Source organism: Pseudoalteromonas luteoviolacea H33-S (assembly GCF_001625695.1).
In the GTDB taxonomy this organism is placed as follows: Bacteria; Pseudomonadota; Gammaproteobacteria; order Enterobacterales; family Alteromonadaceae; genus Pseudoalteromonas; species Pseudoalteromonas luteoviolacea_B.
Map to the genome: position 1 here is coordinate 146,266 of NZ_AUXY01000051.1, position 25,955 is coordinate 172,220.

Below are 25,955 nucleotides of genomic sequence, written 5' to 3' on the forward strand. Positions count from 1 at the left end.
AGATATGATGATAAATCGTATTTAATAAGATTAAACCCCTAGGGCATTCCCTAGGGGTTTTTTTATATGCTTTAAGGACTAAAAAGTAGATGCAAAAACTCAGCTATTTATTCTCTGTTATTTTTTTGATGTTTTTTTTGTCCGCTTGTGGACAACAGCAAACTCAACAAAAGCCGGTTGAAATTAACGGCAAAACCATGGGAACTACCTATAACATTAAAGTATTTCCAGGCCCGGTGAGCTTAGAGGCGCAGCGTTTTAAGCAAGAAGTGGATGAAGCGCTTGTTGTAGTTAACCAGTCTATGTCTACCTATATCCCCGACTCAGAAATTAATCGCTTTAATCGCCTTGAAGCCAATACGGTAATGCCGATTAGTAGTGATTTTCGTGCCGTGATCGCAGAGTCTATTCGCCTAGGTGAGTCGACTAAAACCTTAGATGTGACTATGGGGCCGCTGATTGATTTATGGGGCTTTGGTCCAGATAAAAGACCGACCAAAAGACCTTCACAATCTGACATTGAAGCCATGCAAGCAAATATCGGTGTAAATAAGTTAGCGTTGACAGATGAAGGGCTGGCGAAATCACTGCCACATCTTGAATTATCTTTTTCAGCGACGGCGAAAGGTTACGGCATTGACAAAGTTGCAGAGTTGATTGAGAAAAAAGGCTTATCTAATTATATGGTAGAGATTGGCGGAGAACTTCGTATCTCTGGTAATAAGCCAGATGGTTCACCTTGGCGAATAGCGATTGAAAAACCAGATGCACCGGCAGGACAGCGTCAAATTCACCGAGTTGTAGAGCCGGGCAATAATGCCATTGCCACGTCAGGGGACTATCGTATTTTTTACGAAATGGATGGCGAGGTATTTACGCACCTAATTGACCCGGGTACCGGCAGACCTGTGCGCCATGACTTGGTGTCTGTGACGGTGTTACATCCTTCAGCAATGACAGCTGATGGCTTGGCAACAGCGCTTACCGTGATGGGAATGCAACGTGCAAGAACTTATGCTGAAGAGCATAATCTACCAGTATACTTGATCAGTAAGACAGACGCCGGCCTAGAGACATTCTCAAGCACTGCGTTTAAGCCGTATTTAGATGTAAAAAAGTAATTAGTGGATTCGGTTAAATATCATTGCTTTTAGTGTGGTAAATTCATTCAACTTTGACGGATTTAGATATATAATATTGTCAATACACCGTCAGTTGCTTGGAACTTGACCAAGCTAGTTTATTGAGGGGCCTTTGCCTATGTCACTATTTATTCTTACCTTTGGGTTACTTATCTTGATCGCTGCAGCCATGGCTGTGGGTGTAATCGTTCAGAAAAAATCAATGGCAAGTAGCTGTGGTGGTTTAGGCTCAATGGGTATCGATAAAATCTGTGATTGTGATGACCCATGTGATAAGCGTAAAAAGCGTTTAGCCAAAGAGCAATCTTGGCGCGAAAACCAAATTCTATAATTAGATAAAAACGCAGGCTAGCCTGCGTTTTTATTATCTCCAAGTATATGCTGCAAACTCTTTACTTTGTTCGTCATACTGAAACGACATTATCCGGTAAGTTATTAGGGCAAACCGATCCCCCTTTAACTGAACAAAGTCAAAACCAATTACTAAAAACACTCCATAGTCTACCCAAGCCAAATCGTGTGCTCAGCTCGCCAAGACTGCGATGTCAGGTTGTAGCAAAAGCATTTTCAGAAAAGCTGGATGCAGAGTTCGCGGTCGTTAATGCACTGCAAGAAATGAACTTTGGTGATTGGGATGGTAAAAGCTATGAGTGGCTTTGGCAGCATACTCGCTCCCCGAGTGTTGGCGACTTTTGGCAAAACCCTTGGTCAGTAACACCGCCAGAAGGAGAGAGTATGGCCTGCTTTAATTCGCGAATTAAAGCTTGGTGGCGTACTTTCACATCTCAAAGCAGTGATGACACAATCGTCATTGTAACCCATGGTGGGGTTATGAAGCAGCTACTGGCACACTGGCTTGCATTGCCGGAAGGCGCTGTAAATCATTTAAACTGCTTTGAAGTTGGATATGGCAAGGTCATTCAGGTGTCAGTTTTCTATGATGAACAGGGGAGTGTATGGCCTAAAGTTGTGTTTTAGCCATCTAGACTTCATAATACACAAAATTATTTCGACATCACTTGGGAATGAGGTGTAAACCCTCAGCTGTCCCCGCAACTGTAAAAATGATTGCATGACTACTCATTTAAAGCCAGATACCAAGGTTGGAATAAAGACTTAAGCGGGCGCACTTGGGTCATGTCATTTTACCAAGTCATATTTATGATTCAGTGGTATTCTGATGTGTGCCTCATGTAGAGGAATTATGGCGGCAACACCAATATCAGTCGATAGCTTGCATCTAGTTATCAATAATAAATCAATTTTATCCAATATCAGCTTTTCAGTTGCTGAGGGTCAGTGTGTTGGCCTCATCGGACCTAACGGGGCGGGAAAGTCGTCTTTACTAAGATGTTTATACCGTTTTCAAAGTCCAACATCCGGTACTATCAGTATTAATGGTAAAGATGTAAGTGAGTATGACCGCCAAAGTTATGCTCGAAAAGTCGCTGCAGTGCTTCAGGAGATCCCAAGTCAATTTAATCTCGCTGTTTTTGATGTTGTTGCCATGGGCCTCACACCGCATAAAAGCTTATTTTCCAGCGTGTCACTACGTGACAAACAGGCAATCCAAGAAGCGCTATTAAAGGTCGGATTAACACACAAACAAAAGCAATCCTATGAGTCTCTATCAGGGGGGGAAAAACAGCGGGTGATGATAGCCAGAGCTATTGTCCAGCGCCCGAGTTTACTCTTAATGGATGAGCCTACCAGCCATTTGGACGTGAAGTACCAAATCGAAATTATGGCGCTAGCTAAATCATTAGGGATCACTGTGCTCGCCTCTTTTCATGACTTAAATTTAGCCTCAGCCCTCTGTGACGCAATGTTAGTTTTAAATCATGGAGAGCTTGTTATTCATGGCACGCCTAAAGAGGTGGTGAGCGAGTCTATGTTAGCACAAGTTTTTGGTGTCAAAGCCGACGTGACCCTCCAAACATGTCCTGCGAGTGAACATGAGATCCCACATATTCGTTATCAATATCACTTATCGTACGATGGCGAACTATCATCGAGGGGTCGAACATGAGATTAGCTGCAAGCAGTGTATTGTTACTCGCATGTTTATTTAGCTTTGTGTGCGCCCTAAGTATCGGGGCAGTGCAAGTTGATTTTTACGATGTTTGGCTGGCCTTATGGTCATACGACAACACCCAGTTAGCACAAAAAATTGTTATCGAGCTGAGGTTACCGCGTACCGTACTTGCATTTTTGGCTGGATCTGGGCTTGCGACAGCGGGGCTGATTTTACAGACAGTCACACGTAACCCCCTTGCTGACCCTTATCTATTTGGTATCTCTTCAGGAGCCTCTTTTGGTGTGGTGTTGCTATTAACATTATTTGGAATGCAAAGTGCGCTTGCCATGTCTGGCGCTGCTTTAATCGGTAGTGTCTGCGCCATGTGTTTGCTGCTATTGATTGCATATCATAAGGGCACTGCGCAAATCGAAAATATGTTGCTAGCGGGCGTTGCATTGTCTTTCTTATTTAATGCATTTACGAGTTTGCTCTTATATTGGAGCGATCCGCAAGCGGTTACCGCCATTATTTTTTGGAGCTTAGGTAGCTTCAGTCGTGCTGATTGGATGTGGATGTGGTTGCCTGCTGTTGTAGTGCTAAGTGGAATTATGACCGTTGTTTGCTTTAGACGGCATTTAAACGCGTTGCTATTGGGTGATGAAAGTGCGGTAACTTTAGGCGTTAATGTACACAGGTTGCGCTTGGGCATGTTATTAGTGAGTTCTTTGATCACGGCTGTTTTAGTCGCAGCATGTGGCGGAGTCGGCTTTGTTGGCTTAATGATCCCACACATAGTGCGGTTTTTTATCTCTCAAGCGCGTGTATTAGGCATGTTAGTCACGGCTTTAAGCGGTGGATTATTGATGCTGTGGGTGGATGTGCTAGCCCGAATAATCATAGAAAACCAAGAATTGCCTATTGGTGTGATTACTGCGGCCATAGGTAGCGTCTTTTTCTTATCTTTACTTATGTTTCGCAAGCGAGCGGCAAGTATTTAACAGAGGCCCATATGATCCCTGCTTTAGATTTAACACACAGTGATTTTGTACAGCAAAAACTAGATTTAAAAACAAAACCTCAAGGCTCACTGGGCAAGTTGGAGGCACTGGCAAAGCAACTGGTGTTGATTTACGCACAAGGCATGTCTAAAGAGACAATGACCGCGCAGTTGTTTATCGTTGAAAATCCATCAGTCAGTATTTTTGCCGGCGATCATGGTATTGCGAGCGAAGGCGTTTCTATTGCGCCCAGTGAAGTCACCGGCCAAATGGTGGCTAATTTTGCCAGTGGCGGGGCTGCAATTTGTGTTTTGGCCCGTCAGCTGGGCTGGCGTCTAAATATAGTGGACTGCGGTATTCTTAAGCCTGTTCAAAACAGTCATGTGATTGACAACAGGCTTGGGGCAACAACTGCGCCATTTCATTTGCAACCGGCGATGAGTGAGGCTCAGTTAGCGCAAAGTTTTGACAATGCCAAACAGCTTGTTGCAGCAGAGTTGGACATGGGCTGTAATTTGTTTGCGTTTGGTGAAATGGGGATAGGTAACACCACGTCTGCTGCCGCCATTTTTTCTGCGCTTTGTAATTTGCCGCCAAAAGCAACTGTCGGACAGGGCACAGGCGTAAGCCAAGATATTGTCGTGAAAAAACAGCTGCTGATTGAGCAGGCGCTTGACCTTCATCAGTTGGACTGCAATGACCCGAAACAGATTTTACAAAGCGTTGGCGGATTTGAAATTGCCCATATGGTTGGTGCTATGCTCGCAGTCGCTGAGGCGCAAAAACCAATTTTAGTGGATGGTTTTATTGCGACAGCTGCGGCTATGTTGGCCATTTCGATGGCGCCCAACGCGAAGCAATACATGGTGTTTGCGCATTGTTCCAACGAACAAGGGCATAAGAAGATGCTAGAGTGGCTAAAAGTAGAGCCATTACTGCAGTTAGATATGCGCTTAGGAGAAGGAAGCGGTGCGGCGTTAGCACTGCCTATCATTCAAAGTGCATTGGCCATTTATAACGATATGGCAAGCTTTTCACAAGTGCAAGTAACCCAAGTGGTTGGCTGATATGAGTCAGTGGTCTTTATTTAAATTGGCCGTGATATTTTTAACTCGGATCCCGATTAAATTAACGGCGTCTGTTACGGATGCCGATATAAATCAGTCTAGCCGTTACTTTGCCAGTGTGGGTGTTTGCATCGGCTTGGTGATGGCACTCCTGATGTGGGTTTTGTCGCTTGTATTACCAATGAGTGTGGCGATTCTATTTACACTCGGTGCTAGCTTATTACTCACAGGCGCATTCCACGAAGATGGGTTGGCAGATGTTTGGGATGGCTTTGGTGGCGGTTGGAGTCAGCAGCAGAAGCTGGAGATCATGAAGGACAGTCGCCTGGGTACCTATGGCAGTGTTGCGCTGCTTATCTTAATGCTGAGTAAATTTCACTTGATGCTTACCCTTAGCGGCAACTTATTCGCTCTGTTATGGGGGATTGTGTTGGCGCAGTCTTTGAGCCGTTTAAATGCGACCAGTTTGATTGGCAAGTTGTCTTATGTACAGCTAGATGCACAGAGCAAAGTTAAGCCTGTGGCAAAGAGTCTTCAGCTATCCTGCCGTGCAATTTTATACTTAACAGGCATTGTCGTACTCGCTGCTGCTTCTGTCTGCTCAGTGCTCACGTTTGGGCAAGTGATTGCTTTAATCGTCACTTTATGGCTCACCCGTCTTTTGTGCCAGTATTGGTTTAAAAAACAGTTGGGCGGTTACACTGGGGATTGCTTGGGCGCAGCGCAGCAAATCTCAGAGTTAATGATTTATACCTTTTTGGTTGTAAGCCTAATATGACTAAGCATGTTGAACTAATTTTGGGTGGTGCACGCTCGGGGAAAAGCGCGCTTGCCGAGCAAAGAGCACAAAGCTGGTTGGAGAGTGGCTCAGTCAAAGAACTTATCTATGTTGCAACCGCGCAAAGTAAAGATGAGGAGATGGCTGAGCGCATTGCACACCATCGAGCTTCAAGGCTTTCTTGCTGGAAGGTGATTGAGTGTCCATGGGATATCGCCCCGATCATTACCGCGTTATCACCGTTCCAATGCGCGCTGGTTGATTGCTTAACATTATGGCTGACCTATGGTTTGTGTGAGGTTGAGTTCCCAGAATACGAAAATCAAAGATCTCAATTGCTCAAAGCACTTCAAGGTACGAAAGGCAAGGTCATACTGGTGAGTAACGAAGTGGGCCATGGCATCGTGCCTATGGGGGCGCTGAGCCGTCAATTTGTAGATGAATCAGGTCGTCTGCATCAACACATTGCAGCTGTGGCAGATCATGTTGATTTTGTCATGGCAGGTTTGGCATTGAATTTAAAAAGTGAACAAAAATGAAGACATTGATGGTGCAAGGCACCACTTCTGATGCGGGTAAGAGCACGCTGGTTGCAGGCCTTTGCCGTGTAGCGGCTCGAAAGGGCCTTAAAGTTGCCCCGTTTAAGCCACAAAATATGGCACTCAATAGTGCCGTGACGCCCTGTGGCGGAGAGATAGGTCGTGCACAAGCGCTGCAAGCGATGGCAGCAAAGGTGCCACTCAGTGTTGATTTTAATCCGATCTTACTCAAACCCAATTCTGATACAGGTGCGCAAGTCATTGTGCATGGCCAAGCACTGAGCAACATGGAAGCGGGCAAGTATCATGATTATAAAGCGGTCGCGATGCAGGCTGTGATTGAGTCCCATGAGCGCTTAGAGCAAGCATATCAATATTGCATGGTGGAGGGCGCAGGGAGTCCTGCTGAAATCAACCTTCGAGAAAACGACATTGCCAATATGGGGTTTGCCTGTAAAGTCAAATGCCCGGTGATTATCATTGCTGATATTGATAAAGGCGGTGTATTTGCCCACCTTGTCGGTACGCTTGCTTTGTTGAGTGAACAGGAGCAGGCTTTAGTGCAAGGATTTGTGATCAACCGATTTCGGGGCGATATTAGTTTACTGCAATCCGGTTTAGACTGGCTTGAAGACTATACAGGCAAACCCGTGTTAGGCGTTTTACCTTACTTACATGATTTGGCACTGGATGCGGAAGACGCAATTACCATCGAGAATCGTACCGACGATACAATGATACGGGTTGCTGTTTTACTGCTACCTCACATTTCCAACCATACTGACTTTGACAGTTTGAGATTAAATGAAAAAGTGGATTTAAGATATGTGCGTCATGGTGAGAAAATTGGCAGTGTTGATCTGATCATTATTCCGGGCAGTAAAAATGTCATCAATGATTTAGCCTTTTTACGAAGCGAAGGCTGGGATAAAGAAATCAATCGACACATCAGGTATCAAGGCAAGGTGTTGGGTATTTGTGGTGGTTTGCAAATGCTCGGGCAAGAAATTACAGATCCGTTGAATATAGAATCAACTCAAGCTCGTACCAATGCACTCGGTTTGGCGGCACTAACTACAGAGCTTGGTGAAAAAAAGCAGCTAACCAATGTGTCAGGGCACTGCTTATTAAATGGCAAAGCAGTCACCATTTCTGGGTATGAAATTCACTGTGGTCAAAGTCGCGGAGAGGCACTAGTGCAGCCATTTATCACTTTTGATGAACATCCATTAGGTATGCAAAAAGATGGCTTTATTTCTGATGATAATTTGATAGCGGGTACTTACTTGCATGGTCTGTTTGATAATCCTGTAGCGAGCCGTGCGATTTTACAATGGGCATGTGATGAGCAGTTTGATTTTGATGGCTTTGATCTTGCGCAGCATCGTGAAGCTCAGCTTGATAGATTAGCGGATATGTGTGAGCAGCATTTAGATATAGATAAGATTTTTGAACTCAAGGTATAGGAGTCCAGTATGACGGATAAGAATCAAGATAAGCACAAAGCGCGACAGCAAAAAGTAAAAGAGCAAGTAGACCAAAAGGTCGCTGAAGCGAATATTGAGCAGGGCATCTTGCAGGTGATCACCGGTAATGGTAAAGGCAAATCAACATCTGGTTTTGGTACTGTTGCCCGCTGTGTTGGGCATGGTATGAATGCAGCAGTGGTGCAATTTATTAAAGGCACATGGGAATGCGGTGAGCGCAATTTATTAGAGAATGCGGGTGTCCCATTTGCAGTAATGAAAACGGGCTTTACGTGGGAAACACAAGATAGAGAAAGCGACACGCAAGCTGCACAAGCAACGTGGCAGCATGCAAAAGCATGGTTACAAGATGAGAATATTGACTTGGTTTTGCTAGATGAGCTGACTTACATGGTGAGTTACGATTATCTAGACCTTGATGAGGTGATTGAAGCGCTCAGTAATCGACCGAAAATGCAATCAGTGATCATCACAGGTCGCGGCGCGCACCGCAGACTGACTGAGCTTGCAGATACAGTCAGTGAAGTGAGAAATGTAAAACACGCTTTTGAAGCTGGCATTCAGGCACAAAAAGGATTTGATTACTAATGGCCATGTATACTTGGTGGCTGCTTCTGAGTTTGTTACTGTCTGCTGGTTGTTTCGCGCAGGATAGTAAGCAACCTAGCCGGATCATCGCATTGGCACCGCATATCGTTGAGAATCTATATGCGATTGGGGCTGGCGATAAAATTGTAGGTACTGTGGAGTATGCGGATTATCCAGAGGCTGCTAATCGTATCCCTCGAATTGGCGGATACCATGGGATCCAATTAGAGAAAGTACTTGCGCTGGCACCTGATCTGGTCATTGTTTGGAAAAATGGTAATAAAGAAGCGGATATCGAAAAGTTAAAGTCATTGGGTATTCCGATTGCATACAGTGTGTCTAAAGACATACGTCGAGTACCGACAGAGTTAATCAAACTAGGCGAGCTTACCGGGCATAAAGCGCAGGCAGAGCAGCTTGCTAATAAGTTTAATCAACGCTATCAGCAAATAATTAAGCAGTTTCAAGGCAAAGCGTCTTTGGATGTATTTTATCAACTTTGGCCTTCTCCACTGATGACGACCAATGGTAAAACTTGGATACATCAGACGCTCAATATGTGCGGTGTACGCAATGTCTTTGCAGAGGCTGCCACTGAATATCCGCAGATAAGCCTTGAGAATGTGATTGCTAAGCATCCTCAAGTGATCATTATTCCAAATGAGAAAGCCGCAAAGCAACCACAGCAAGTACAATGGCAAAAGTGGACAGAGATACCAGCAGTAAAGCATGGGCAATATATCGAAGTTGACGCTGACTTATTGCATCGCTTTAGTACGCGTATGCTTGAGGGAGTACAAGATATGTGTGATAAACTCCATGCTTCAAGAAAATATTATGGAAAGCGACTATGATATCGTGGCAATCGCTTATTGAAGCGCAAAAGCAACAGCCTTATTTTCAGGAAACTTTGGCACATGTTGCGCAAAGACGTAGTGAAGGCGTGACCGTGTTTCCGCCGGATGAACAGGTGTTTGCAGCGCTAGATGAAACAGCTCTTGAGGATATAAAGGTCGTGATATTAGGTCAAGATCCGTATCATGGTCCTGACCAAGCCCATGGTTTATGTTTTTCTGTGTTGCCTGGCGTAAAGGTGCCTCCCTCTTTGGTAAATATGTATAAAGAGCTGGCTAACGACATTGAGGGATTTGAAATTCCCGATCATGGTTATTTATTGCTGTGGGCTCAGCAAGGTGTTTTGCTGTTAAATACGGTGTTGACTGTTGAGCAAGGTCAGGCGCATTCTCACAAACAACTAGGGTGGGAACGTTTCACCGATGTGGTGATAAATACCATAAATGAGCACTGCGAGGGTGTGGTATTTTTACTTTGGGGCGCACACGCGCAAAAGAAAGGTAAATCAATTGACACATCACGACATCATGTTTTGCATGCGCCACATCCTTCACCGCTGTCTGCGCACAGAGGCTTTTTTGGCTGTCAACATTTCTCCAAGACCAACGCATTACTACAATCTATGGATAAATCTCCCATCGATTGGCAAATATGATACCTGATAACTGACATGCCAAGCATGTCAGTGGGTATGTACAGACAAACAAAAAGGCTCTGTAAAAGAGCCTTTTTGCTATATAAAATCGAGTTCGTCTAAGTCGACACTGTCTGCGAATATGTCTAGTTCTTCCAATTCCTTACGAAGGCGCTGTCTGTCTTTTAGCGCTTCAATTTCACGCCATTTTCTTTTTTTCCCCTTCGAAGAGGCTCTTTTTTTCGGTTCTGGACTTTCTACAACTTCAATCATATCGTCTAGGCTATCCATGAATATCTCCTATTGATGTACTAACCTCAAAACATGTGCTTAAGCATTACCCCATTTGCATGAAAAACACACTTGAGTAATGCTGGTATACCACAGACAGTAGAAAAATAAAACACAAATATGTCTTTAAAGTGAAAACAAAGTGACACTTTGATGACAAACAAAGAATCCGTATGTTTGAGAAAAAACATGTCTCTCTTGATAGAGGTTGTACATCGAGTAGCTAAATGAGTTGGATTTTTGAACTATATTATCTTGAAATACAATAGTTTCTATTCAGGGGAATCACAGTGTTTAGGTATGTTAGCTGTTGGCGAAGGTTATCTAGTTTGGGTGGGGACGCGTTGTTTAAATCGTCGCTTAAAATAAATGTAAAGAAATTTAAACCGAGCGGGGATTTTGGTGTGGATATGAAAAGCTGAGTGAACTGTACTCAGCTTTTCTATCAATTAACCTTAAAGTGATTTAACTTCAGACTCTAAGATTTCTTGTGCGTGAGCGAATGCTCTGATGCCCTCAGCAAGTTTTTCTGTTGCCATTGCATCTTGGTTATGTAACCAGCGGAATTCGCTCTCTGTAAGCGGTGCAGGCTTGTCTTCAGACGCTTGTGCGTTTTCTAGCAAGTAATCTTCAGTTGCTGGTAACTCGCCTAGCTCTTCTAGTAGCGCAGGGCTAATAGTCAGCTTATCACAACCTGTTAGTGCAACGATTTCACCTGTGTTACGGAAACTTGCGCCCATAACCACTGTTTTGTAGCCATGGCGCTTGTAAAAATCATAAATAGTGCGAACAGACTGAACACCTGGATCGTCTAGCGGATCAGTTGGCTTATCAACACCGTTTGCTACATGCCAGTCAAGGATACGACCAACAAAAGGTGAAATTAAAAATACGTTTGCATCTGCACATGCGCGTGCTTGCGCTTGGCTGAATAGCAGTGTTAGGTTACATTTTACGCCTTGCTTTTCAAGTGCTTCAGCTGCTTTGATACCTTCCCAAGTCGATGCGATTTTGATTAAGATCTTATCTTTGCTTACACCTTGCTCAGCATAAAGCGCAAGTAGCTGCTCTGCTTTTGCAATCGTTGCCTGAGTATCAAATGATAAACGTGCATCTACCTCTGTTGAGATATAACCCGGTACGATGTTAGCAATTTCTTTACCGATTAAAACCGCGAAATAATCACAAGCGAGTTCGATTTGCTTTTGCTCATCTTGCTCTTGCGATTTTGCGTAATCTAAAGCTTGTTTTAGAAACGGCTGATAGGCAGGCGTCTGCGCCGCTTTTAATAAAAGAGAAGGGTTTGTTGTTGCGTCTTCCGGTTGATGTTTACGGATCGCTTCGATGTCACCTGTATCGGCCACGATCGATGAATGCTGTTTTAGCCTATCTAATGCTGAAGTCATGCTGTCCTCATTCCTAATTTTTGCAGCTTAAATAAATTACACACCTTATGTTGCAATACCGTGATCAGCTTTTATAGGTCAAATGTCCTCATGATAGATTATCATATGGCTTGCCTTAGCCTGTTTGGTTATTGTTATGATTAGGTGAGTGATGTATACCCACAGTAAAGGTGCGGTCTTACCTTGCGGTTATTTGTTTGAACAACTAAGAGCGAAAGATTTTACGCTTGCGATCAACTGTGGATAGTGTTGAAATTGACATTAATCAATATTTAAGTCAATAGGCTATCAATGATCACGGTTATTTCACCCGCAAAAAATCTCGATTACGACTCTAGTGCGCCAACAATGCGCCACACCTTACCTGAGTTATTGACGCATTCTGAAGCATTAATTTCAGTCTGTCGTGACTTAAGTCCTCAAGAAATCGGTAGTTTGATGAAAATCAGCGATAAGCTGGCTGGTTTAAATGCGGCGAGATTTGCCGATTGGTCGCAGCCGTTCACTTTGGAGAATGCAAAACAGGCGATTTTTGCTTTTAACGGTGATGTGTATACAGGTCTTGATGCGACCACATTATCAGAAGAAGTTATTGATTATACACAGCAGCATTTACGGATCTTGTCTGGCCTTTATGGTGTATTAAAACCACTTGATTTGATGCAAGCTTATCGTCTAGAAATGGGCACAAAATTGGCGAACACACGTGGTAAAAACTTATATGAGTTTTGGGGTACGGTGATTGCTGAAAAGCTTAACGAAGCGTTATCAGAGTCTGGCTCTGCCAAGCTCATTAACCTGGCATCAAATGAATACTTTAAGGCGGTAAATAAAAAAGCGCTTAATGGTGAAATTATAACGCCAGTTTTTAAAGACTGTAAAAACGGCCAATATAAAGTGATCAGCTTCTATGCGAAAAAAGCCCGTGGCATGATGGCCAGATATATTATGGAGAATAATGTCGATAATATCGAAGCACTTAAGGCTTTCGATGTTGCGGGTTATTACTTTAGCGAAGAGGCAACTGTAAAAGCCAATGAACCGGTATTCTTGAGAGAAGAACAGTCATGAAAACAACAATAATAATCGCACTTTTTATTTTATTACAAGGATGTAGCACTCGAGTCTCATTGACAAGTTCCAATGGTGAAATCTCATGTCAGCATAAGCAACAAGAGTGTCTTAGTATCTGTAAAGAAGATGGACTAACACAGTCATGTGCACAGCAATGCCAAGTTGAATCAATATGTGAAATGACACCAAACCCAGAAGTGTATTGATTATTATTGCCCTTCAATAAAGGCTAGAGAATTTGAATAAAAATGTCTTTTTATTGGCATGCTGCCAAGGATTGATGACCACGGGCAATATTTTATTGGTCACCATTAGCGCTTTGGTTGGCCAAAAGTTAAGTGCTTCTGATACCTTGATCACTTTGCCAATCGCGACCCAAATGCTTGGGTTATTGCTTGCAACTGTACCTGCATCATTGGTGATGGCGAAAACAGGCCGAAAGTTAGGCTTTAGCATAGGCAATATTATTGGTACATCAGGTGCGATATTGGGCTATTTGGCACTGATAAATAGTCAGTTTTATTTGTTTTGTTTAGCCACATTTTTAATTGGCATAGGAATTGGTTTCGCAACTTTGTATCGTTTTGCGGCCATAGAAGTCAGTGACAAACCCGCGCGTGCGATTTCGATGATCATGGCCAGTGGCGTTATCGCTGCAGTGCTTGGGCCGAATTTGGCGGTATGGGTGAATCACTACTTGCCTGAAATTAATTTTGCAAATTCATTTTTGGCATTGACCTGTGTGTATTTGCTCGCTCTGACTTTATTACAGCTGGTCACGTTCAATGAAGTCTCAGGCCAACAAAGCCAGCTTCAACAAAGACCCATTAAAAGTATAATTACTCAGCCGCAATTTATGATTGCCGCATTTATTGGCATGATCAGTTATTCAGTGATGAACTTATTGATGACGGCGACTCCACTGGCAATGCATCGCCACGGTTTTGATCTGGCACAGTCGGCTTTAGTGATTGAATGGCATGTGCTTGGCATGTTTTTACCTTCTTTTTTTACCGGCAAGTTGATAGAGAAATCTAGCCCTGTGGTGGTGATCATTGTCGGCTGTATTTTGATGTTGACTTGTTCAGTCATCAACTTGCTGGGGGTGAGCCATTGGCATTTCTTAATTGCACTGTTTGCGCTGGGCGTAGGTTGGAACTTTATGTTTATCAGTGCGACTTCATTAGTCAGCGAGACATATCAGCCTCATGAGCGCGCAAAATCACAAGCGGCAAATGAATTTGTTGTATTTAGTATGGTGGTGCTTTCATCTCTTTTTGCTGGCTGGCTTGAAAGTGAAATTGGCTGGCAAGCACTGAACATAGGGTCAATTCCAATCGTCGTGCTGGCGTTGCTGGCCTCTGCTTGGTTTAAGCAATATTCACCCCCTTCGCCAGTTGTAAGTAAGCTTTAACGACCGCATCACGGAATAATAAATCTGAGTCTTTATGTTGCGTTCGGTATGACTGGCAAAATGTTTTGGGTTCTACTTCAGTACGCTGTAATAAATGGTCTGTGAGATGGCCATATTGAGTGTACCAAGCGGTTTTAATGTGCTGTGGGGTATTTGGCAGCGTAGAGAGAATACGCTCGCTCAATCTGAATTCTGATTCTCTGGCCAATGAGATCATGTCATCATTGGCTGCACCTAGCCAACAAGCGCCTTGTTGATTGACGCATACGAGCGGTAAAAACGGCGCAAGTGCCGGAAAGAGATCGTTTTGATACAGGGTGACCTGCCAGTATTTTTGTGCAATGGTACAAAACTGCTCAAAGCTTGAGATGGCGCTAAAGCCACTTTCGGCGAGTTTTACAATTTCAACGCGAGGTTTATTGGGGTTCACGGTATCGTTTGCAGCATCAATATACCAATCGTCAATTAAAATCGCATTTTGGAAATATTCATCTCTTAAAGAGCCCCAAACAGGTTTTAATGTATACCCTAAGCTTATTTTTCTTTCTAGTAGTTGCAACGGTTTAGGTATTATGGGCATAGCGAGACGTTCTAGAAGTAACTCCAGTATTGCATTGCGGATTTCTTTACAGCGACCTAGTGGGTAGGGCTTGTCTGCAAAGTAGGGGTACTTTGCTATGAGTTGAGGATCTACAAGCAGGCGTAGCTCCGCTAAATATTTTTCCAAAATTACTTTTTGATATTTTTCCATATGCTTTCCCCATTAATATACTTTACGAATTTAACTGTATAGTTTTGCAATTTTTTTGATTTATATTTGCTTTTCCTGATATGTTTAAAGTTAAAAAATAAGTATATAAGTAAATTGTTTAAAAGAATTATTTTTTCACTAACTATATTAGCCTCCAGTGTTACATACGCAAAACAAATTGATACTTTAATTACCAGTGTTGGGTGTAATGTAAACAATAGTGTTTGCTATATCTATATTCCCAAGGGAGATATTCCCAGTTCAAATAGTTGCCCAAATAAGGGGCAGAACTCAATACGTTGGGACTCAACAAAGATTAAGAATGCGGAAGCTATTCTTTCTATATTTTTAGCAGCTCAGGCTATGCAAAAAAAAGTATCAATTTGGGTCCCTGATGACAGCTCAACGTGTCGTTCTGGCTTTCCAACTTTAGCCTTTGCTCATGTCCGGAACTAATTTATATATTGTATTGACTAGATAATAGTTGTTACATACAAAAAAGCCCCTACCGGGGCTTTTTTATTATTTTTTCTTTTTACTTTTACTTTTAGCTGCTTTTTTCTTGGCTTTAATTTTTGCTGCGTCTTTTTTCTTTTTCGGTGCCTTAGCTTCTTTGTGCTTCGGCTCTAGTCCTTCAATGGCACGGCGTTTCAATTTTTGATCTGTATAACGCTCGACCTTACCTAAAATTTCAGCATCATGTGCTTCAACCAGTGAGATAGCGGTGCCTTTTTTGCCTGCACGACCTGTACGGCCAATACGGTGAACATAAATATCTGCAGTGCGTGGCATATCAAAGTTGATTACGTGCGTTATGTCGGGAACATCGATGCCTCGTGCAGCAACGTCTGTTGCAACTAGGATGTTGGTTCTACCACTGTGGAAGCTCGCCATGGCTGACATGCGCTTATCTTGCGGCATCTCACCTCGTAGCCAAGTCGTCTTGATTTCATTAGCATATAGCTCACCAATTAACTGCTCTAGACGCTCTCGAGTTTTAACAAAAACAATGGCTTTTTCGACTTCTTCGCTTTTTAGTAAGTGCGTTAGTAGCGCTAATTTATGGGTGTAGTCGTCGGCAAGATGAGCCCACTGGTGGATTTTGCCTTTTTCTTTTCTCGATGACTCTGCTTCTAGTAATGCAGGGTCATTGAGCATGCGTTCAGCGAATAACTCAACGCTATCACCTTCAAGTGTTGCGGAGAATAAGAAGCCCTGACGGCGGTTTTTAGCCTCTTCACAGATACGTAGCATCTCTTTTTTAAAGCCCATATCTAGCATGCGGTCGGCCTCATCGAGAACCAGTAGCTCGACGTTGTCAGCGTGGAAGTTTTCGGTTTCCAAGTATTCCATTAAGCGACCCGGGGTTGCTATCAGAATATCATTGTTTTTTTCGAAGATTTCCTTGTGACTGCCATAGTTGATACCACCTGTGACAACACCAATACGCAAATGGGTGTTTTCTGCAAGTGCCTGACACTGTTCGTGTACTTGATAGGCAAGCTCTCTGGTGGGTGTCATAATTAAGACACGTGCAAACCCTGGATCTTTTCTTGGAAAATCTAGCAAGTATTGAATCGCAGGAATAAGAAAAGCGGCTGTTTTTCCTGTGCCAGTGGGCGCTGATGCAAGAATGTCACGCCCAAGTAGCGCTTCAGGAATAGCCAGCTGTTGAATGCTGGTGGCGGTTGTATAACCAATTTTTTTTATGGCAGAGAGTACCTTGCCATCAAGGTCAAATTCAGAAAATTGCATAATGCATCACAAATAAAGGACAATAGCGGAATTATACTTGTGCTTGGCGTTTTCTAAAAGGTGCAATATGGCAAGCTTTGCATTTAAACAATTTAAAATTGACCAAAACCATGCCGCAATGAAGGTTTCAACGGATGGGATCATGTTTGGAGCGTGGTTATCGCTCGATAACGCGAAAAATGTACTTGATGTGGGTACGGGTACCGGGTTGTTGAGTTTAATGGTAAAACAGCGGTTACCTGACTTAACATTATCTGCGATTGAAATAGATGAGCTGGCAAGTAAAGATGCAAGCCAGAATATTGCGTGCTCGCCGTGGCCAGATATTCGATTACATCGTATAGCCGTGCAAGAATTTGAGTCGCCGGACAAGTTTGATTTGATATTCAGCAACCCACCTTATTTTCAAGCAAGCTTGAAAGGAGAGAATGTGCAAAGGAATTTAGCAAGGCATACAGATAGTCTGAGCTTTGCAGATTTAATTTCATCGTTTTTGCGTCTGTCCACTGATTGTGGCAGGCTGGCTATTATATTACCTGCAGATGGTGCACATGGGTTTATTGAGCAAGCACAATCACAAGGGTTGTTTTTGACTCGTCAATGTGACGTGAAAACGACGCCCTCTAAACCTGTGTCACGGATCATGTTTGAAATATCCAAAGTAGAGCAGGCATTGGTGACAGAGTCTTTGTGTATTTATGATGGCAATAATCAATACAGTGCAGAATATACGCATTTGTGTCGTGCTTTTTATCTAAAAATGTAAAAGCTGTGCACGAGCGTATGCAAAATTAATGGAGAGTGTGATGGAGCGCGCACAACAGATAAAGCGAGTTTTAGGCTTTTTAGACGACATTGCTTTGCCATATAGGGTGGTAAGTTTTGCACAAGAGACTTTTTTACCCGGGCTTAGACATAACCAAGGGATGTTAGAAATCGACTTGGATAAACTGATTTACCCAGGTGATATATTGCATGAAGCTGGGCATTACGCCGTGTGCGAACCAAAAGAGCGACACCTTTTAGATGGTGATATTTATAAAACCGGATTAAAGCATCAACGCCCAAAACAGCAAATGATGGGGGAGGAAATGGCGGCAACAGCTTGGTCAGTCGCGGCTGCAAAGTATCTCGGATTTTCTCTTGATGTTGTATTTCATGACGCGGGATACAGAGGCAATAGCCAAAACTTAATTAGTGCGTTTGAACAAGGTGGAGGTATCGGTCATCCGCTATTAGGTGCTTATCAGATGAGCTGCAAAGAGCAAGGGTTTCCAAAAATGCAGACGTGGATAAGGCAGGTTTCTTGGGCTTGAAGGCTGTGTGAGCGGGTGTGCCCGCTCAAACGTTTTTATAGTGTCGCTGCGTACTCGGTCATAACTTGTTCAATCCAAGTTGCGATACGCTCATCACTTTTTTCGTATTGGCTGTCTTCATCTAAAGCCAAACCGACAAAGTGTTTTCCATCTCCTGTCAGTGCTTTTGATGCTTCAAACTCATAGTCATCGGAATTTGGCCAAAAGCCGATGAAATTAACGCCTTGAGGGGCAATTTTATCATGTAGCATACCCAGCGCATCTTGGAACCACTGACCGTAACCTTGCTGGTCGCCCATGCCAAATAAGGCAATGGTCTTTCCACTGAGTTCAACACCATCGATGTCGTCCCAATGAGATTCCCAGTCTTCTTGTAATTCACCAAAGTCCCACGTTGAAATACCAAAGATTATAAAGTCGAATTGCTCTGCATTTTTCAGTGGTTCATCTTTGATGTTGTGTAAAGAAATGACATCTTTACCAATGATTTCTTGTATTTTTTCAGCGGCCATTTCTGTATAACAGGTTGTTGAACCGTAAAATAACCCGATTTGCATTGTATTCTTCACTCAAATGGCTGTTATTATATGGGGGCAGTCTACCTTAAGGTTTAATCAATTGATACAGGCAGCCCGTGAACGAACAAGAAACCATATCAGAAATAGAAGAGGATGATTTTGACCCGATAGAATCATTCTTAGACGCCTTATTTTTAGAGCAGGGATTGAGTGACAATACCATTTCCGCGTATCGCACAGACTTGGAGAAATTTTCAAGCTTTATACAGACGCAGCTCGAAGGCCAAGATATATTGGCCATCAGTGTGGCAGATGTAGAGGCTTATTTAGCACATCGCGTTGATCTGGGCCTTAAACCAAGAAGTACAGCCAGATCGATTAGTGCCTTGAAGCGATTTTATCTTTACTGGGTAAACCACAAAAAAATTAGCCAAAGTCCACTTGTGAATATTGCACAACCCAAAACAGTGCAATCTTTACCAAAAACGCTTTCAGAGCAAGAGGTTGAGGCACTGTTGAATGCGCCGAATATTGAAGATGCAATGGGGCTTAGAGATAAAGCCATGTTGGAACTGCTGTATGCAACGGGCCTTCGAGTGACTGAGTTGGTTGGTCTGAGGATAGAGCAAATCAACTTGCGTCAAGCTGTTGTGTTAGTGAAGGGTAAAGGCGGCAAAGAGCGCATGGTGCCAATGGGTGAAGAATCGTTGCGCTGGGTAGAACAGTTTTTAAGTGTTGGTAGACCTCAAATGGTTAAGCATGCTAACGATTTTGTCTTTCCCTCAAAGCGCGGCATCGGCATGACGCGGCAAACTTTTTGGCATAGAATCAAACACTATGCTATGTTGGCTGATGTTAAGTCTCCATTATCTCCACATACGTTACGTCATGCATTTGCAACACACTTGCTGAATCATGGAGCAGACTTACGCGTTGTGCAAATGATGTTGGGTCATAGTGACTTGTCAACGACACAAATTTATACCCATGTTGCTAGTGAGCGTTTAAAATCTCTGCACGAGCAACATCATCCTAGGGCTTAATGGAATTTTATTGTAGTTTTACGGTCCTATTGGTGAATGAAAAACGAATTTACGAGAACAAAGATGAAAAAGTTATTTTTAGCAGCCGCGCTTGCGGTCAGTGCTTCTGCTTATGCAGAAGAAACAGCGCAAAAAGAAGGTGTTTTTGCAATTAATCCTATTCAGCAGTCTCTTGCTGGCCTTGGTTTATCAGTGAATGAAATTACAGATAGTCCAATTCCAGGGTTGAAAACCGTGATCACCGACCGCGGTGTGTTTTATTCGAGCACTGATGGCCGTTATTTAATGCAGGGTGCTTTAATCGATATTCCAAATAGAAAAAACCTGACAGAAGATGCGCTAAGCGGCGTTCGTAAAGAAGGCTTAAAGCAGTACGAAGACTCAATGATTGTTTACAAAGCAAAAGACGAGAAGCATCAGGTCACTATTTTCACCGATATCACTTGCGGTTATTGTCGTAAACTTCACCGTGAGTTAGAAGATTATTTAGAAGCAGGCATCACGGTTAAGTACCTTGCTTTCCCTCGTGGTGGCATTCAAAGCCAAGGCTATGAAGATTTAATGAATGTATGGTGTGCGCAAGATGCGGCAACTGCCATGACAGAAGCGAAAGCGGGTAACCCGGTTGCTGATGTTAAAGATTGTACAGCACCGGTTGCTGAGCATTATCAGTTAGGTCAGAAGTTTGGTGTGACTGGCACACCTGCAATTATTCTTGATGATGGCACGATCATTCCAGGCTATCAGCCTGCAGCCGAACTAGCTGCTTCATTAGAAAGAAATGCAAAGTCTTAAGCTTTACGTATAATAGACCCATTATGATAAAAAGGCCGTCAGGCCTTTTTTTGTGCCTGCAAATGTCAACTACCCACTTATTTGTAGCCGCAAACTGGAATAACTAAAGTCAGATAAAGAGTAATCAGAGTTCTATGCAAACTAAGATCCAGCCTCGAAAGCATGTTGATGATAGCTACTTGCCGGATAACCTTCATCCCGTTATTAAACAGCTCTATGCCTCGCGTGGTGTGCAATCTGCGGCAGAGTTAAATAACAGTGCAGCGACACTGCTAGATTTTAAGCTATTTAAAGATATCACAGTGGCTTGTGAGATTTTAGCAGCCACACTCAATGCGCAGCAACGCATTCTGATTGTTGGTGACTTTGATGCTGACGGGGCAACCAGTACTGCGGTATTGATGCAAGGGTTGCCTGAGTTTGGTTTTAATCATGTTGATTATTTGGTGCCAGATAGATTTAGTCTGGGTTATGGGCTTAGCCCAGCATTAGCCGAGCAAATAGTGCAACTAGGTCCAGACCTTGTGATAACGGTTGATAATGGCATTTCCTGCATTGCGGGTATCGACATTGTAAAGGCTGCTGGCATCAAAGTTATCGTGACCGATCACCACTTACAGGGTGAGCAGTTGCCTAATGCCGACGCAATCATTAACCCGAACCGTCATGATTGTCAGTTTCCATCAAAGTCGATAGCAGGTGTTGGGGTAGCATTTTATCTATTAATTGCATTGCGGCATCATCTGCGCTCGGTGTCTTATTTCGAAAACAGCCAAGGTCCAGAGCCCAATTTAGCCTCATTACTCGATATTGTGGCATTAGGCACAGTAGCTGATGTGGTTGCGTTAGATGCAAACAATCGTACTTTGGTTTTCCAAGGGCTGGCTCGTATAAAAAGTGGTCAAACACGACCTGGCATAAAAGCCCTGATTGAAGTGTCTAATCGTAATATGAACCGATTAACGGCCAGTGATTTTGGTTTTTCGTTAGCACCAAGGCTCAATGCGGCGGGTCGTTTGGATGATATGAGCTTGGGTATAGCTTGTCTGCTAGCGAAAGATGAATATCAAGCGCGCCGGATTGCGAATGAGCTTGATAGCTTAAATCATGAAAGGCGTGAAATAGAGCAGGGCATGCAGCAAGAAGCAAACGCCGTTTTAGAGCGATTAAGCAATAAAACTCAAAGCGTACCAACGTCAGTGTGTTTGTATCAGGATGACTGGCATCAAGGTGTAATTGGTATCTTGGCTGGTCGACTGAAGGAAAAATATCACAGACCCGCGGTGATTTTTGCGCAAGGGGATGATGGTCAAATCAAAGGCTCGTGTAGATCGATTGAAGGTGTTCATATGCGTGATCTATTGGAACACATTAACACACAAAACCCAGGCCTTATCTTGAAGTTTGGTGGTCATGCTATGGCGGCCGGGCTGAGTATCAATGAGTCACAATTTGCCGAATTCAAAACTGCGTTTGAAGCGCAAGTCGAAAAGCAATTGACTGAAGAATTGAAACAAAGCGTGTTGCTGACCGATGGTGCGTTACCGAGCGAGTGTTTTAATATGGACTTTGCAAATATGCTCCAAGCGGCAGGGCCTTGGGGGCAGCAATTCCCTGAGCCAATTTTTAGTGAGCGCTTTGAGTTAGTACAGCAGCGTTTGGTTGCCGAAAAACACCTTAAATTAGTGTTAAAACACCCGACTGGTAAGCTGGTGGATGCCATCGCATTTAATGTTGATTTGAGAGCGTGGCCAAATATGTCTGCTCAGTTCGCAGAGGTAGCGTATCAACTCGATATCAACGAGTTTAGAGGCAAGTTTTCATTGCAGTTGATTGTGCGAGAGATCCAAGCCGTTACAAACTAGCTTTGGATATTTTATCGCGATCAAACGTAGTGACCTCAGTTATCCATGCGAAACCCCAAAATTATCGTATTTTGGGGCTGATATATGGTGGTAAATTTTGTTACTATTGGCCGTTTAGATAGCCTGTCTGAGTAAACGCCGTAGCATAGCGAAGAAATTACGGTGTATGGGCTAGATGTTGAAGGCGTAAATTGGAGTAATGTAGATGTTTGAAGTGAATCCTGTGATTAACCAAATCAAGGAAATTCGCGAACGTACTGAGCTTCTTCGGGGGTATCTTTGACTATGCTCTAAAACAAGAGCGTTTAGAGGAAGTCAATGCCGAACTTGAAGATCCAGCAGTATGGAATGAGCCAGAAAAAGCCCAAGCGCTGGGCCGTGAAAAATCGAATCTAGAAGCGATTGTTGAAACCATTGATAACCTTGTTGGTGGCGCAGACGATGCTGAAGGCTTGGTCGAGCTAGCGGTTGAAGCGGAAGATGAAGATACTTTCATTGAAGCACAGCAAGAAGTAGAAGGCTTAGTTGGTCAATTAGAAAAACTAGAATTCCGCCGCATGTTCTCAGGTGAGCAAGATGCCAACGATGCCTACATCGATTTACAGTCAGGTTCGGGCGGTACTGAAGCGCAAGACTGGTGTAACATGTTACTGCGTATGTATCTGCGCTGGGCTGAAGCCAAAGGCTTCAAAGTTGAAATCGTTGAAGCAACTGACGGTGACGTTGCCGGCATTAAAGGTGCAACGGTACGTGTGTCAGGTGAATACGCTTACGGTTGGTTACGCACAGAAACTGGCGTACACCGTTTAGTGCGTAAGAGTCCATTCGACTCAACAGGTCGTCGTCATACTTCGTTTGCCTCTGCATTTATTTACCCAGAGATTGACGACAATATTGAAATTGATATTAACCCAGCGGATTTACGTATTGACGTATATCGCGCGTCGGGTGCAGGTGGTCAGCACGTAAACCGTACAGAGTCTGCGGTACGTATTACTCACCTACCAACGAATACTGTTGTGCAGTGTCAGAATGACCGTTCGCAGCACAAAAACAAGGCGCAAGCAATGAAGCAGTTAAAAGCTAAATTGTTTGAACTTGAAATGAAAAAACAAAACGCCGAGAAGCAGTCTCAAGAAGATGCTAAATCTGATATCGGTTGGGGTAGTCAAATTCGTTCATACGTATTAGACGATTCTCGTATTAAAGATTTACGTACCGGCGTTGAAAACCGTAATACTCAAGCAGTATTAGACGGTGATTTAGATAAATTTATCGAAGCTAGCCTGAAATCAGGCCTTTAATCAACAAGCTAAACTAAGAGCTAAAAAATGACAGATCAAATCCAAGACGAAAATAAACTCATTGCTGAGCGTCGTGCTAAATTGGATGCAATTCGTGAGAATTGTGATGCCAATGGCCACCCGAACACCTTCCGCCGCGAAGACTATACGGCTGATCTACAGGCTAAGTTTGGTGATAAATCGAAAGAAGAGCTTGTTGAGTTAGACCATCAGGTATCGGTAGCAGGTCGTATTCTTGCTAAACGTGGTCCTTTCCTTGTTTTACAAGACATGAAAGGTCGTATCCAAGCATATGCGTCAAAAGATGTGCAAAAAACGCTGAAAGAAAAATATGGCCAACTAGATATCGGTGACATCATCGGTGTTTCAGGTCCACTTCATAAGTCAGGTAAAGGCGACCTTTACGTAGACATGGTTCAGTATGAGTTGCTGACTAAGTCACTACGTCCATTACCAGAAAAGTTTCACGGGTTAACAGACCAAGAAGCGAAATACCGCCAGCGTTACGTTGACCTAATCACAAACATGGATACGCGTGAAACGTTCCGTATTCGTTCAAAAGTGATTGAAGGCATTCGTCGTTTCTTAGCTGAGCGTGACTTCATGGAAGTTGAAACCCCAATGCTTCAGGTTATTCCTGGTGGTGCAACGGCACGTCCATTCGTGACTCACCACAATGCGTTAGACATCGACATGTATTTACGTATCGCACCAGAGCTTTATCTTAAGCGTTTAGTAGTTGGTGGCTTTGACCGTGTATTCGAGATCAACCGTAACTTCCGTAACGAAGGTCTCTCAACGCGTCATAACCCAGAATTCACAATGATTGAATTCTACCAAGCATACGCTGACTATAACGATCTAATGAACTTAACTGAAGACATGCTTCGTACTGTTGCACAAGACGTGCTTGGTACAACAACGGTGATTAACACAGTTAAGAACGCAGAAGGCGAAGTTGTTGAGACCATCGAATATGACTTTGGTAAGCAATTCGAGCGTCTATCTATGGCAGATGCAATCATCAAGTATGGTCCTGATGCTGAAGAAATCGCGCATATCTTCAAAGATCCTGAAAACCACTTTGATGAGCTAGTGACTTACGCGAAGAAAGTACATGTTAAGATCCCTGAAAAGTGTGTTTGGGGTGCGGGTAAATTCTTATGTGAGATCTTCGAAGAAACAGCTGAGCACAAGCTAATTCAACCGACTTTCATTACTGAGTACCCGTGGGAAGTGTCGCCACTTGCACGTCGCAATGATGAAAACCCATTCATCACTGACCGTTTCGAGTTTTTCGTTGGTGGTCGTGAGCTTGCGAATGGTTTCTCTGAGTTGAACGATGCACAAGACCAAGCCGAGCGTTTTGCACGTCAGGTTGAAGAAAAAGATGCAGGTGATGATGAAGCGATGCACTACGATGCAGATTACATTCAAGCGCTTGAGTATGGCTTACCGCCGACAGCGGGTGAAGGTATCGGTATTGACCGCTTAGTCATGTTATTTACTGACTCACCAACGATTAAAGACGTTATCTTGTTCCCGCATATGCGCCCGCAAGCGGATTGATAACAGGCTAATCGAAAAAACGGCTTTCTAGGAAAGCCGTTTTTTTTGGTTCATATCCTCAGAGCTCTATCGATAATTTCGGCATTACTAAACTGAACACAGCTGTTAGCGTGTCATACTCTTTTATTGCTTTATATAAGACAAAAGAATTATAAGACAAAAGAATTCGCGACCATTAGGGATGTTTTGTTCTAAAGTCTGTGTGCGGTGCTTTTCTTTTATTTTTGTAAGACATTTCTCAAAAATAATTTTAATTATCTCAATAATTATCGTGTTTGCATTTGAAAACAGTGTTTTATTGTTGTTGTTTCTGAAATGGGTTCTAACTTTATCAATCTGGTTAGTTGGCAATTTCTTATGGCATTTCTATACTGACGTGGCATTTAGGATGAATCACACATAATAAGTTATAAGAAAACATAGATTATGCCGAAATTAGACGAAGAACAATTAAAGCATGAAGCCGCAAGAAGGGAGTATTGCAGGCAATGTATTATCGAATTCCAAAAACTAGGGTATTTAGACTCCTATCTCGAAGAGGTATTCGATCATAAACAGCGCTTAATGAGTAAGTTTTCCACCTCCACAACCCCCAGAAATGATTAGGATTAGAGCAAATTGTTAGAAAAAAAGACAGTGTGTTCAATCTGTCACCAGATAGTCATTTTTTACAAGAAAAGTGTTTGACTTATTTTTTCTGTTCTATATTATACGCCCCACAAAGACGGAGAGGTGGCCGAGTGGCT

The 25,955-nt window shown here is 43.1% G+C and carries 27 protein-coding genes and 1 riboswitch; of the genes, 22 read left to right on the forward strand and 5 right to left on the reverse strand.

Features of this window, described 5'->3' with window-relative positions:
* The first annotated feature begins 89 nt into the window (after window positions 1-89).
* From N477_RS04365 to ung, 12 genes are all read left to right on the forward strand, one after another.
* The gene (locus N477_RS04365; protein ID WP_063360200.1) at window positions 90-1,121 is read left to right on the forward strand and encodes an FAD:protein FMN transferase; all 1,032 of its coding nucleotides are present in this window, start codon (window positions 90-92) and stop codon (window positions 1,119-1,121) included.
* A 139-nt stretch (window positions 1,122-1,260) separates the two neighbouring features.
* Window positions 1,261-1,473 carry a (Na+)-NQR maturation NqrM gene (nqrM, locus tag N477_RS04370; protein ID WP_039611686.1) on the forward strand — a complete coding sequence of 71 codons (213 nt, stop codon included), beginning with the start codon at window positions 1,261-1,263 and terminating at the stop codon, window positions 1,471-1,473.
* Between the two features lie 47 nt (window positions 1,474-1,520).
* Window positions 1,521-2,120 (forward strand): histidine phosphatase family protein, encoded by a 600-nt coding sequence (locus N477_RS04375; RefSeq protein WP_063360199.1) that lies wholly within the window; start codon window positions 1,521-1,523, stop codon window positions 2,118-2,120.
* Between the two features lie 6 nt (window positions 2,121-2,126).
* A riboswitch (cobalamin riboswitch) is annotated at window positions 2,127-2,263 on the forward strand.
* A gap of 83 nt (window positions 2,264-2,346) precedes the next feature.
* Window positions 2,347-3,171, forward strand: coding sequence for an ABC transporter ATP-binding protein (locus tag N477_RS04380; protein WP_063360198.1), 825 nt, complete (start codon window positions 2,347-2,349; stop codon window positions 3,169-3,171).
* Complete coding sequence (locus tag N477_RS04385) at window positions 3,168-4,160, forward strand: FecCD family ABC transporter permease (protein WP_063360197.1); 993 nt, start codon at window positions 3,168-3,170, stop codon at window positions 4,158-4,160. The genes N477_RS04380 and N477_RS04385 overlap by 4 nt, the downstream gene beginning before the upstream one ends.
* 11 nt (window positions 4,161-4,171) lie before the next feature.
* Window positions 4,172-5,227, forward strand: a complete 1,056-nt coding sequence (gene cobT, locus N477_RS04390; RefSeq protein WP_063360196.1) for a nicotinate-nucleotide--dimethylbenzimidazole phosphoribosyltransferase — start codon at window positions 4,172-4,174, stop codon at window positions 5,225-5,227.
* Window position 5,228: 1 nt separating this feature from the next.
* Window positions 5,229-6,005, forward strand: a complete 777-nt coding sequence (gene cobS, locus N477_RS04395; protein ID WP_063360195.1) for an adenosylcobinamide-GDP ribazoletransferase — start codon at window positions 5,229-5,231, stop codon at window positions 6,003-6,005.
* On the forward strand, window positions 6,002-6,544 hold the full coding sequence (gene cobU, locus N477_RS04400; protein ID WP_063360194.1) for a bifunctional adenosylcobinamide kinase/adenosylcobinamide-phosphate guanylyltransferase: 543 nt from the start codon (window positions 6,002-6,004) through the stop codon (window positions 6,542-6,544). The genes cobS and cobU overlap by 4 nt, the downstream gene beginning before the upstream one ends.
* Entirely contained in the window at window positions 6,541-8,010 is a 1,470-nt protein-coding gene (locus N477_RS04405) for a cobyric acid synthase (protein ID WP_063360193.1), read from the forward strand. The genes cobU and N477_RS04405 overlap by 4 nt, the downstream gene beginning before the upstream one ends.
* Window positions 8,011-8,019: 9 nt before the next feature.
* Entirely contained in the window at window positions 8,020-8,619 is a 600-nt protein-coding gene (gene cobO / locus N477_RS04410; RefSeq protein WP_063360192.1) for a cob(I)yrinic acid a,c-diamide adenosyltransferase, read from the forward strand.
* Window positions 8,619-9,473, forward strand: a complete 855-nt coding sequence (locus N477_RS04415; RefSeq protein ID WP_063360191.1) for a cobalamin-binding protein — start codon at window positions 8,619-8,621, stop codon at window positions 9,471-9,473. The genes cobO and N477_RS04415 overlap by 1 nt, the downstream gene beginning before the upstream one ends.
* Window positions 9,470-10,129, forward strand: a complete 660-nt coding sequence (gene ung, locus N477_RS04420) for a uracil-DNA glycosylase (RefSeq protein ID WP_063360190.1) — start codon at window positions 9,470-9,472, stop codon at window positions 10,127-10,129. Before N477_RS04415 ends, ung begins: the two co-directional genes overlap by 4 nt.
* 78 nt (window positions 10,130-10,207) lie before the next feature.
* Here the strand turns inward: ung and N477_RS04425 are convergent, their stop codons facing one another.
* Both N477_RS04425 and tal read right to left on the reverse strand, forming a co-directional pair.
* The gene (locus N477_RS04425) at window positions 10,208-10,399 is read right to left on the reverse strand and encodes a DUF3545 family protein (RefSeq protein WP_039611677.1); all 192 of its coding nucleotides are present in this window, start codon (window positions 10,397-10,399) and stop codon (window positions 10,208-10,210) included.
* Window positions 10,400-10,854: 455 nt separating this feature from the next.
* Window positions 10,855-11,805 (reverse strand): transaldolase, encoded by a 951-nt coding sequence (tal, locus tag N477_RS04430; protein ID WP_063360189.1) that lies wholly within the window; start codon window positions 11,803-11,805, stop codon window positions 10,855-10,857.
* 291 nt (window positions 11,806-12,096) lie between these two features.
* Here tal and yaaA point away from each other — a divergent pair, with 291 nt between their 5' ends.
* From yaaA to N477_RS04445, 3 genes are read left to right on the forward strand one after another with little or no spacing between them, the layout of a single operon-like run.
* Window positions 12,097-12,876 (forward strand): peroxide stress protein YaaA, encoded by a 780-nt coding sequence (gene yaaA / locus N477_RS04435; protein WP_063360188.1) that lies wholly within the window; start codon window positions 12,097-12,099, stop codon window positions 12,874-12,876.
* On the forward strand, window positions 12,873-13,085 hold the full coding sequence (locus N477_RS04440; RefSeq protein ID WP_063360187.1) for a hypothetical protein: 213 nt from the start codon (window positions 12,873-12,875) through the stop codon (window positions 13,083-13,085). The genes yaaA and N477_RS04440 overlap by 4 nt, the downstream gene beginning before the upstream one ends.
* Window positions 13,086-13,117: 32 nt before the next feature.
* Window positions 13,118-14,293: an MFS transporter gene (locus N477_RS04445; RefSeq protein ID WP_063360186.1), complete on the forward strand. Its 1,176-nt coding sequence runs from the start codon at window positions 13,118-13,120 to the stop codon at window positions 14,291-14,293.
* On the opposite strand, the gene N477_RS04450 is transcribed toward N477_RS04445, so the two are convergent.
* On the reverse strand, window positions 14,250-15,044 hold the full coding sequence (locus tag N477_RS04450) for a hypothetical protein (RefSeq protein WP_063360185.1): 795 nt from the start codon (window positions 15,042-15,044) through the stop codon (window positions 14,250-14,252). The genes N477_RS04445 and N477_RS04450 overlap by 44 nt on opposite strands.
* 522 nt (window positions 15,045-15,566) lie before the next feature.
* Window positions 15,567-16,799: an ATP-dependent RNA helicase SrmB gene (srmB, locus tag N477_RS04460; protein ID WP_063360183.1), complete on the reverse strand. Its 1,233-nt coding sequence runs from the start codon at window positions 16,797-16,799 to the stop codon at window positions 15,567-15,569.
* 67 nt (window positions 16,800-16,866) lie between these two features.
* On the opposite strand from srmB, the gene N477_RS04465 reads away from it, so the two are divergent.
* Complete coding sequence (locus N477_RS04465) at window positions 16,867-17,565, forward strand: tRNA1(Val) (adenine(37)-N6)-methyltransferase (protein ID WP_063360182.1); 699 nt, start codon at window positions 16,867-16,869, stop codon at window positions 17,563-17,565.
* 40 nt (window positions 17,566-17,605) lie between these two features.
* The gene (locus tag N477_RS04470; protein WP_063360181.1) at window positions 17,606-18,115 is read left to right on the forward strand and encodes a hypothetical protein; all 510 of its coding nucleotides are present in this window, start codon (window positions 17,606-17,608) and stop codon (window positions 18,113-18,115) included.
* 35 nt (window positions 18,116-18,150) lie between these two features.
* Here the strand turns inward: N477_RS04470 and fldB are convergent, their stop codons facing one another.
* Window positions 18,151-18,672, reverse strand: coding sequence for a flavodoxin FldB (fldB, locus tag N477_RS04475; protein ID WP_063360180.1), 522 nt, complete (start codon window positions 18,670-18,672; stop codon window positions 18,151-18,153).
* Window positions 18,673-18,749: 77 nt separating this feature from the next.
* On the opposite strand from fldB, the gene xerD reads away from it, so the two are divergent.
* From xerD to lysS, 5 genes are all read left to right on the forward strand, one after another.
* Window positions 18,750-19,676: a site-specific tyrosine recombinase XerD gene (gene xerD / locus N477_RS04480; RefSeq protein ID WP_063360179.1), complete on the forward strand. Its 927-nt coding sequence runs from the start codon at window positions 18,750-18,752 to the stop codon at window positions 19,674-19,676.
* Window positions 19,677-19,739: 63 nt separating this feature from the next.
* Window positions 19,740-20,471, forward strand: coding sequence for a bifunctional protein-disulfide isomerase/oxidoreductase DsbC (gene dsbC, locus N477_RS04485; RefSeq protein WP_063360310.1), 732 nt, complete (start codon window positions 19,740-19,742; stop codon window positions 20,469-20,471).
* 134 nt (window positions 20,472-20,605) lie between these two features.
* Window positions 20,606-22,336, forward strand: coding sequence for a single-stranded-DNA-specific exonuclease RecJ (recJ, locus tag N477_RS04490; RefSeq protein WP_063360178.1), 1,731 nt, complete (start codon window positions 20,606-20,608; stop codon window positions 22,334-22,336).
* A gap of 205 nt (window positions 22,337-22,541) precedes the next feature.
* Window positions 22,542-23,640 (forward strand): peptide chain release factor 2 gene (gene prfB, locus N477_RS04495; protein ID WP_155731795.1). Its coding sequence is split into 2 segments (ribosomal slippage): window positions 22,542-22,616 and window positions 22,618-23,640, totalling 1,098 coding nucleotides; the frame shifts between segments, so codons are not numbered across the junction.
* A 27-nt stretch (window positions 23,641-23,667) separates the two neighbouring features.
* Window positions 23,668-25,209: a lysine--tRNA ligase gene (gene lysS / locus N477_RS04500; protein WP_063360176.1), complete on the forward strand. Its 1,542-nt coding sequence runs from the start codon at window positions 23,668-23,670 to the stop codon at window positions 25,207-25,209.
* Window positions 25,210-25,955: the final 746 nt, after the last annotated feature.

What these genes read in the sequence shown, in the direction of transcription:
- tal (WP_063360189.1), bottom strand. Translation starts at nt 11,805, where the DNA reads ATGACTTCAGCATTAGATAGGCTAAAACAGCATTCATCGATCGTGGCC.
- cobU (WP_063360194.1), top strand. Translation starts at nt 6,002, where the DNA reads ATGACTAAGCATGTTGAACTAATTTTGGGTGGTGCACGCTCGGGGAAA.
- dsbC (WP_063360310.1), top strand. Translation starts at nt 19,740, where the DNA reads ATGAAAAAGTTATTTTTAGCAGCCGCGCTTGCGGTCAGTGCTTCTGCT.
- ung (WP_063360190.1), top strand. Translation starts at nt 9,470, where the DNA reads ATGATATCGTGGCAATCGCTTATTGAAGCGCAAAAGCAACAGCCTTAT.
- cobS (WP_063360195.1), top strand. Translation starts at nt 5,229, where the DNA reads ATGAGTCAGTGGTCTTTATTTAAATTGGCCGTGATATTTTTAACTCGG.
- N477_RS04365 (WP_063360200.1), top strand. Translation starts at nt 90, where the DNA reads ATGCAAAAACTCAGCTATTTATTCTCTGTTATTTTTTTGATGTTTTTT.
- nqrM (WP_039611686.1), top strand. Translation starts at nt 1,261, where the DNA reads ATGTCACTATTTATTCTTACCTTTGGGTTACTTATCTTGATCGCTGCA.
- N477_RS04450 (WP_063360185.1), bottom strand. Translation starts at nt 15,044, where the DNA reads ATGGAAAAATATCAAAAAGTAATTTTGGAAAAATATTTAGCGGAGCTA.
- lysS (WP_063360176.1), top strand. Translation starts at nt 23,668, where the DNA reads ATGACAGATCAAATCCAAGACGAAAATAAACTCATTGCTGAGCGTCGT.
- recJ (WP_063360178.1), top strand. Translation starts at nt 20,606, where the DNA reads ATGCAAACTAAGATCCAGCCTCGAAAGCATGTTGATGATAGCTACTTG.
- N477_RS04415 (WP_063360191.1), top strand. Translation starts at nt 8,619, where the DNA reads ATGGCCATGTATACTTGGTGGCTGCTTCTGAGTTTGTTACTGTCTGCT.
- yaaA (WP_063360188.1), top strand. Translation starts at nt 12,097, where the DNA reads ATGATCACGGTTATTTCACCCGCAAAAAATCTCGATTACGACTCTAGT.
- cobT (WP_063360196.1), top strand. Translation starts at nt 4,172, where the DNA reads ATGATCCCTGCTTTAGATTTAACACACAGTGATTTTGTACAGCAAAAA.
- N477_RS04425 (WP_039611677.1), bottom strand. Translation starts at nt 10,399, where the DNA reads ATGGATAGCCTAGACGATATGATTGAAGTTGTAGAAAGTCCAGAACCG.
- cobO (WP_063360192.1), top strand. Translation starts at nt 8,020, where the DNA reads ATGACGGATAAGAATCAAGATAAGCACAAAGCGCGACAGCAAAAAGTA.
- srmB (WP_063360183.1), bottom strand. Translation starts at nt 16,799, where the DNA reads ATGCAATTTTCTGAATTTGACCTTGATGGCAAGGTACTCTCTGCCATA.
- N477_RS04470 (WP_063360181.1), top strand. Translation starts at nt 17,606, where the DNA reads ATGGAGCGCGCACAACAGATAAAGCGAGTTTTAGGCTTTTTAGACGAC.
- N477_RS04380 (WP_063360198.1), top strand. Translation starts at nt 2,347, where the DNA reads ATGGCGGCAACACCAATATCAGTCGATAGCTTGCATCTAGTTATCAAT.
- N477_RS04375 (WP_063360199.1), top strand. Translation starts at nt 1,521, where the DNA reads ATGCTGCAAACTCTTTACTTTGTTCGTCATACTGAAACGACATTATCC.
- N477_RS04385 (WP_063360197.1), top strand. Translation starts at nt 3,168, where the DNA reads ATGAGATTAGCTGCAAGCAGTGTATTGTTACTCGCATGTTTATTTAGC.
- N477_RS04405 (WP_063360193.1), top strand. Translation starts at nt 6,541, where the DNA reads ATGAAGACATTGATGGTGCAAGGCACCACTTCTGATGCGGGTAAGAGC.
- N477_RS04440 (WP_063360187.1), top strand. Translation starts at nt 12,873, where the DNA reads ATGAAAACAACAATAATAATCGCACTTTTTATTTTATTACAAGGATGT.
- N477_RS04465 (WP_063360182.1), top strand. Translation starts at nt 16,867, where the DNA reads ATGGCAAGCTTTGCATTTAAACAATTTAAAATTGACCAAAACCATGCC.
- fldB (WP_063360180.1), bottom strand. Translation starts at nt 18,672, where the DNA reads ATGCAAATCGGGTTATTTTACGGTTCAACAACCTGTTATACAGAAATG.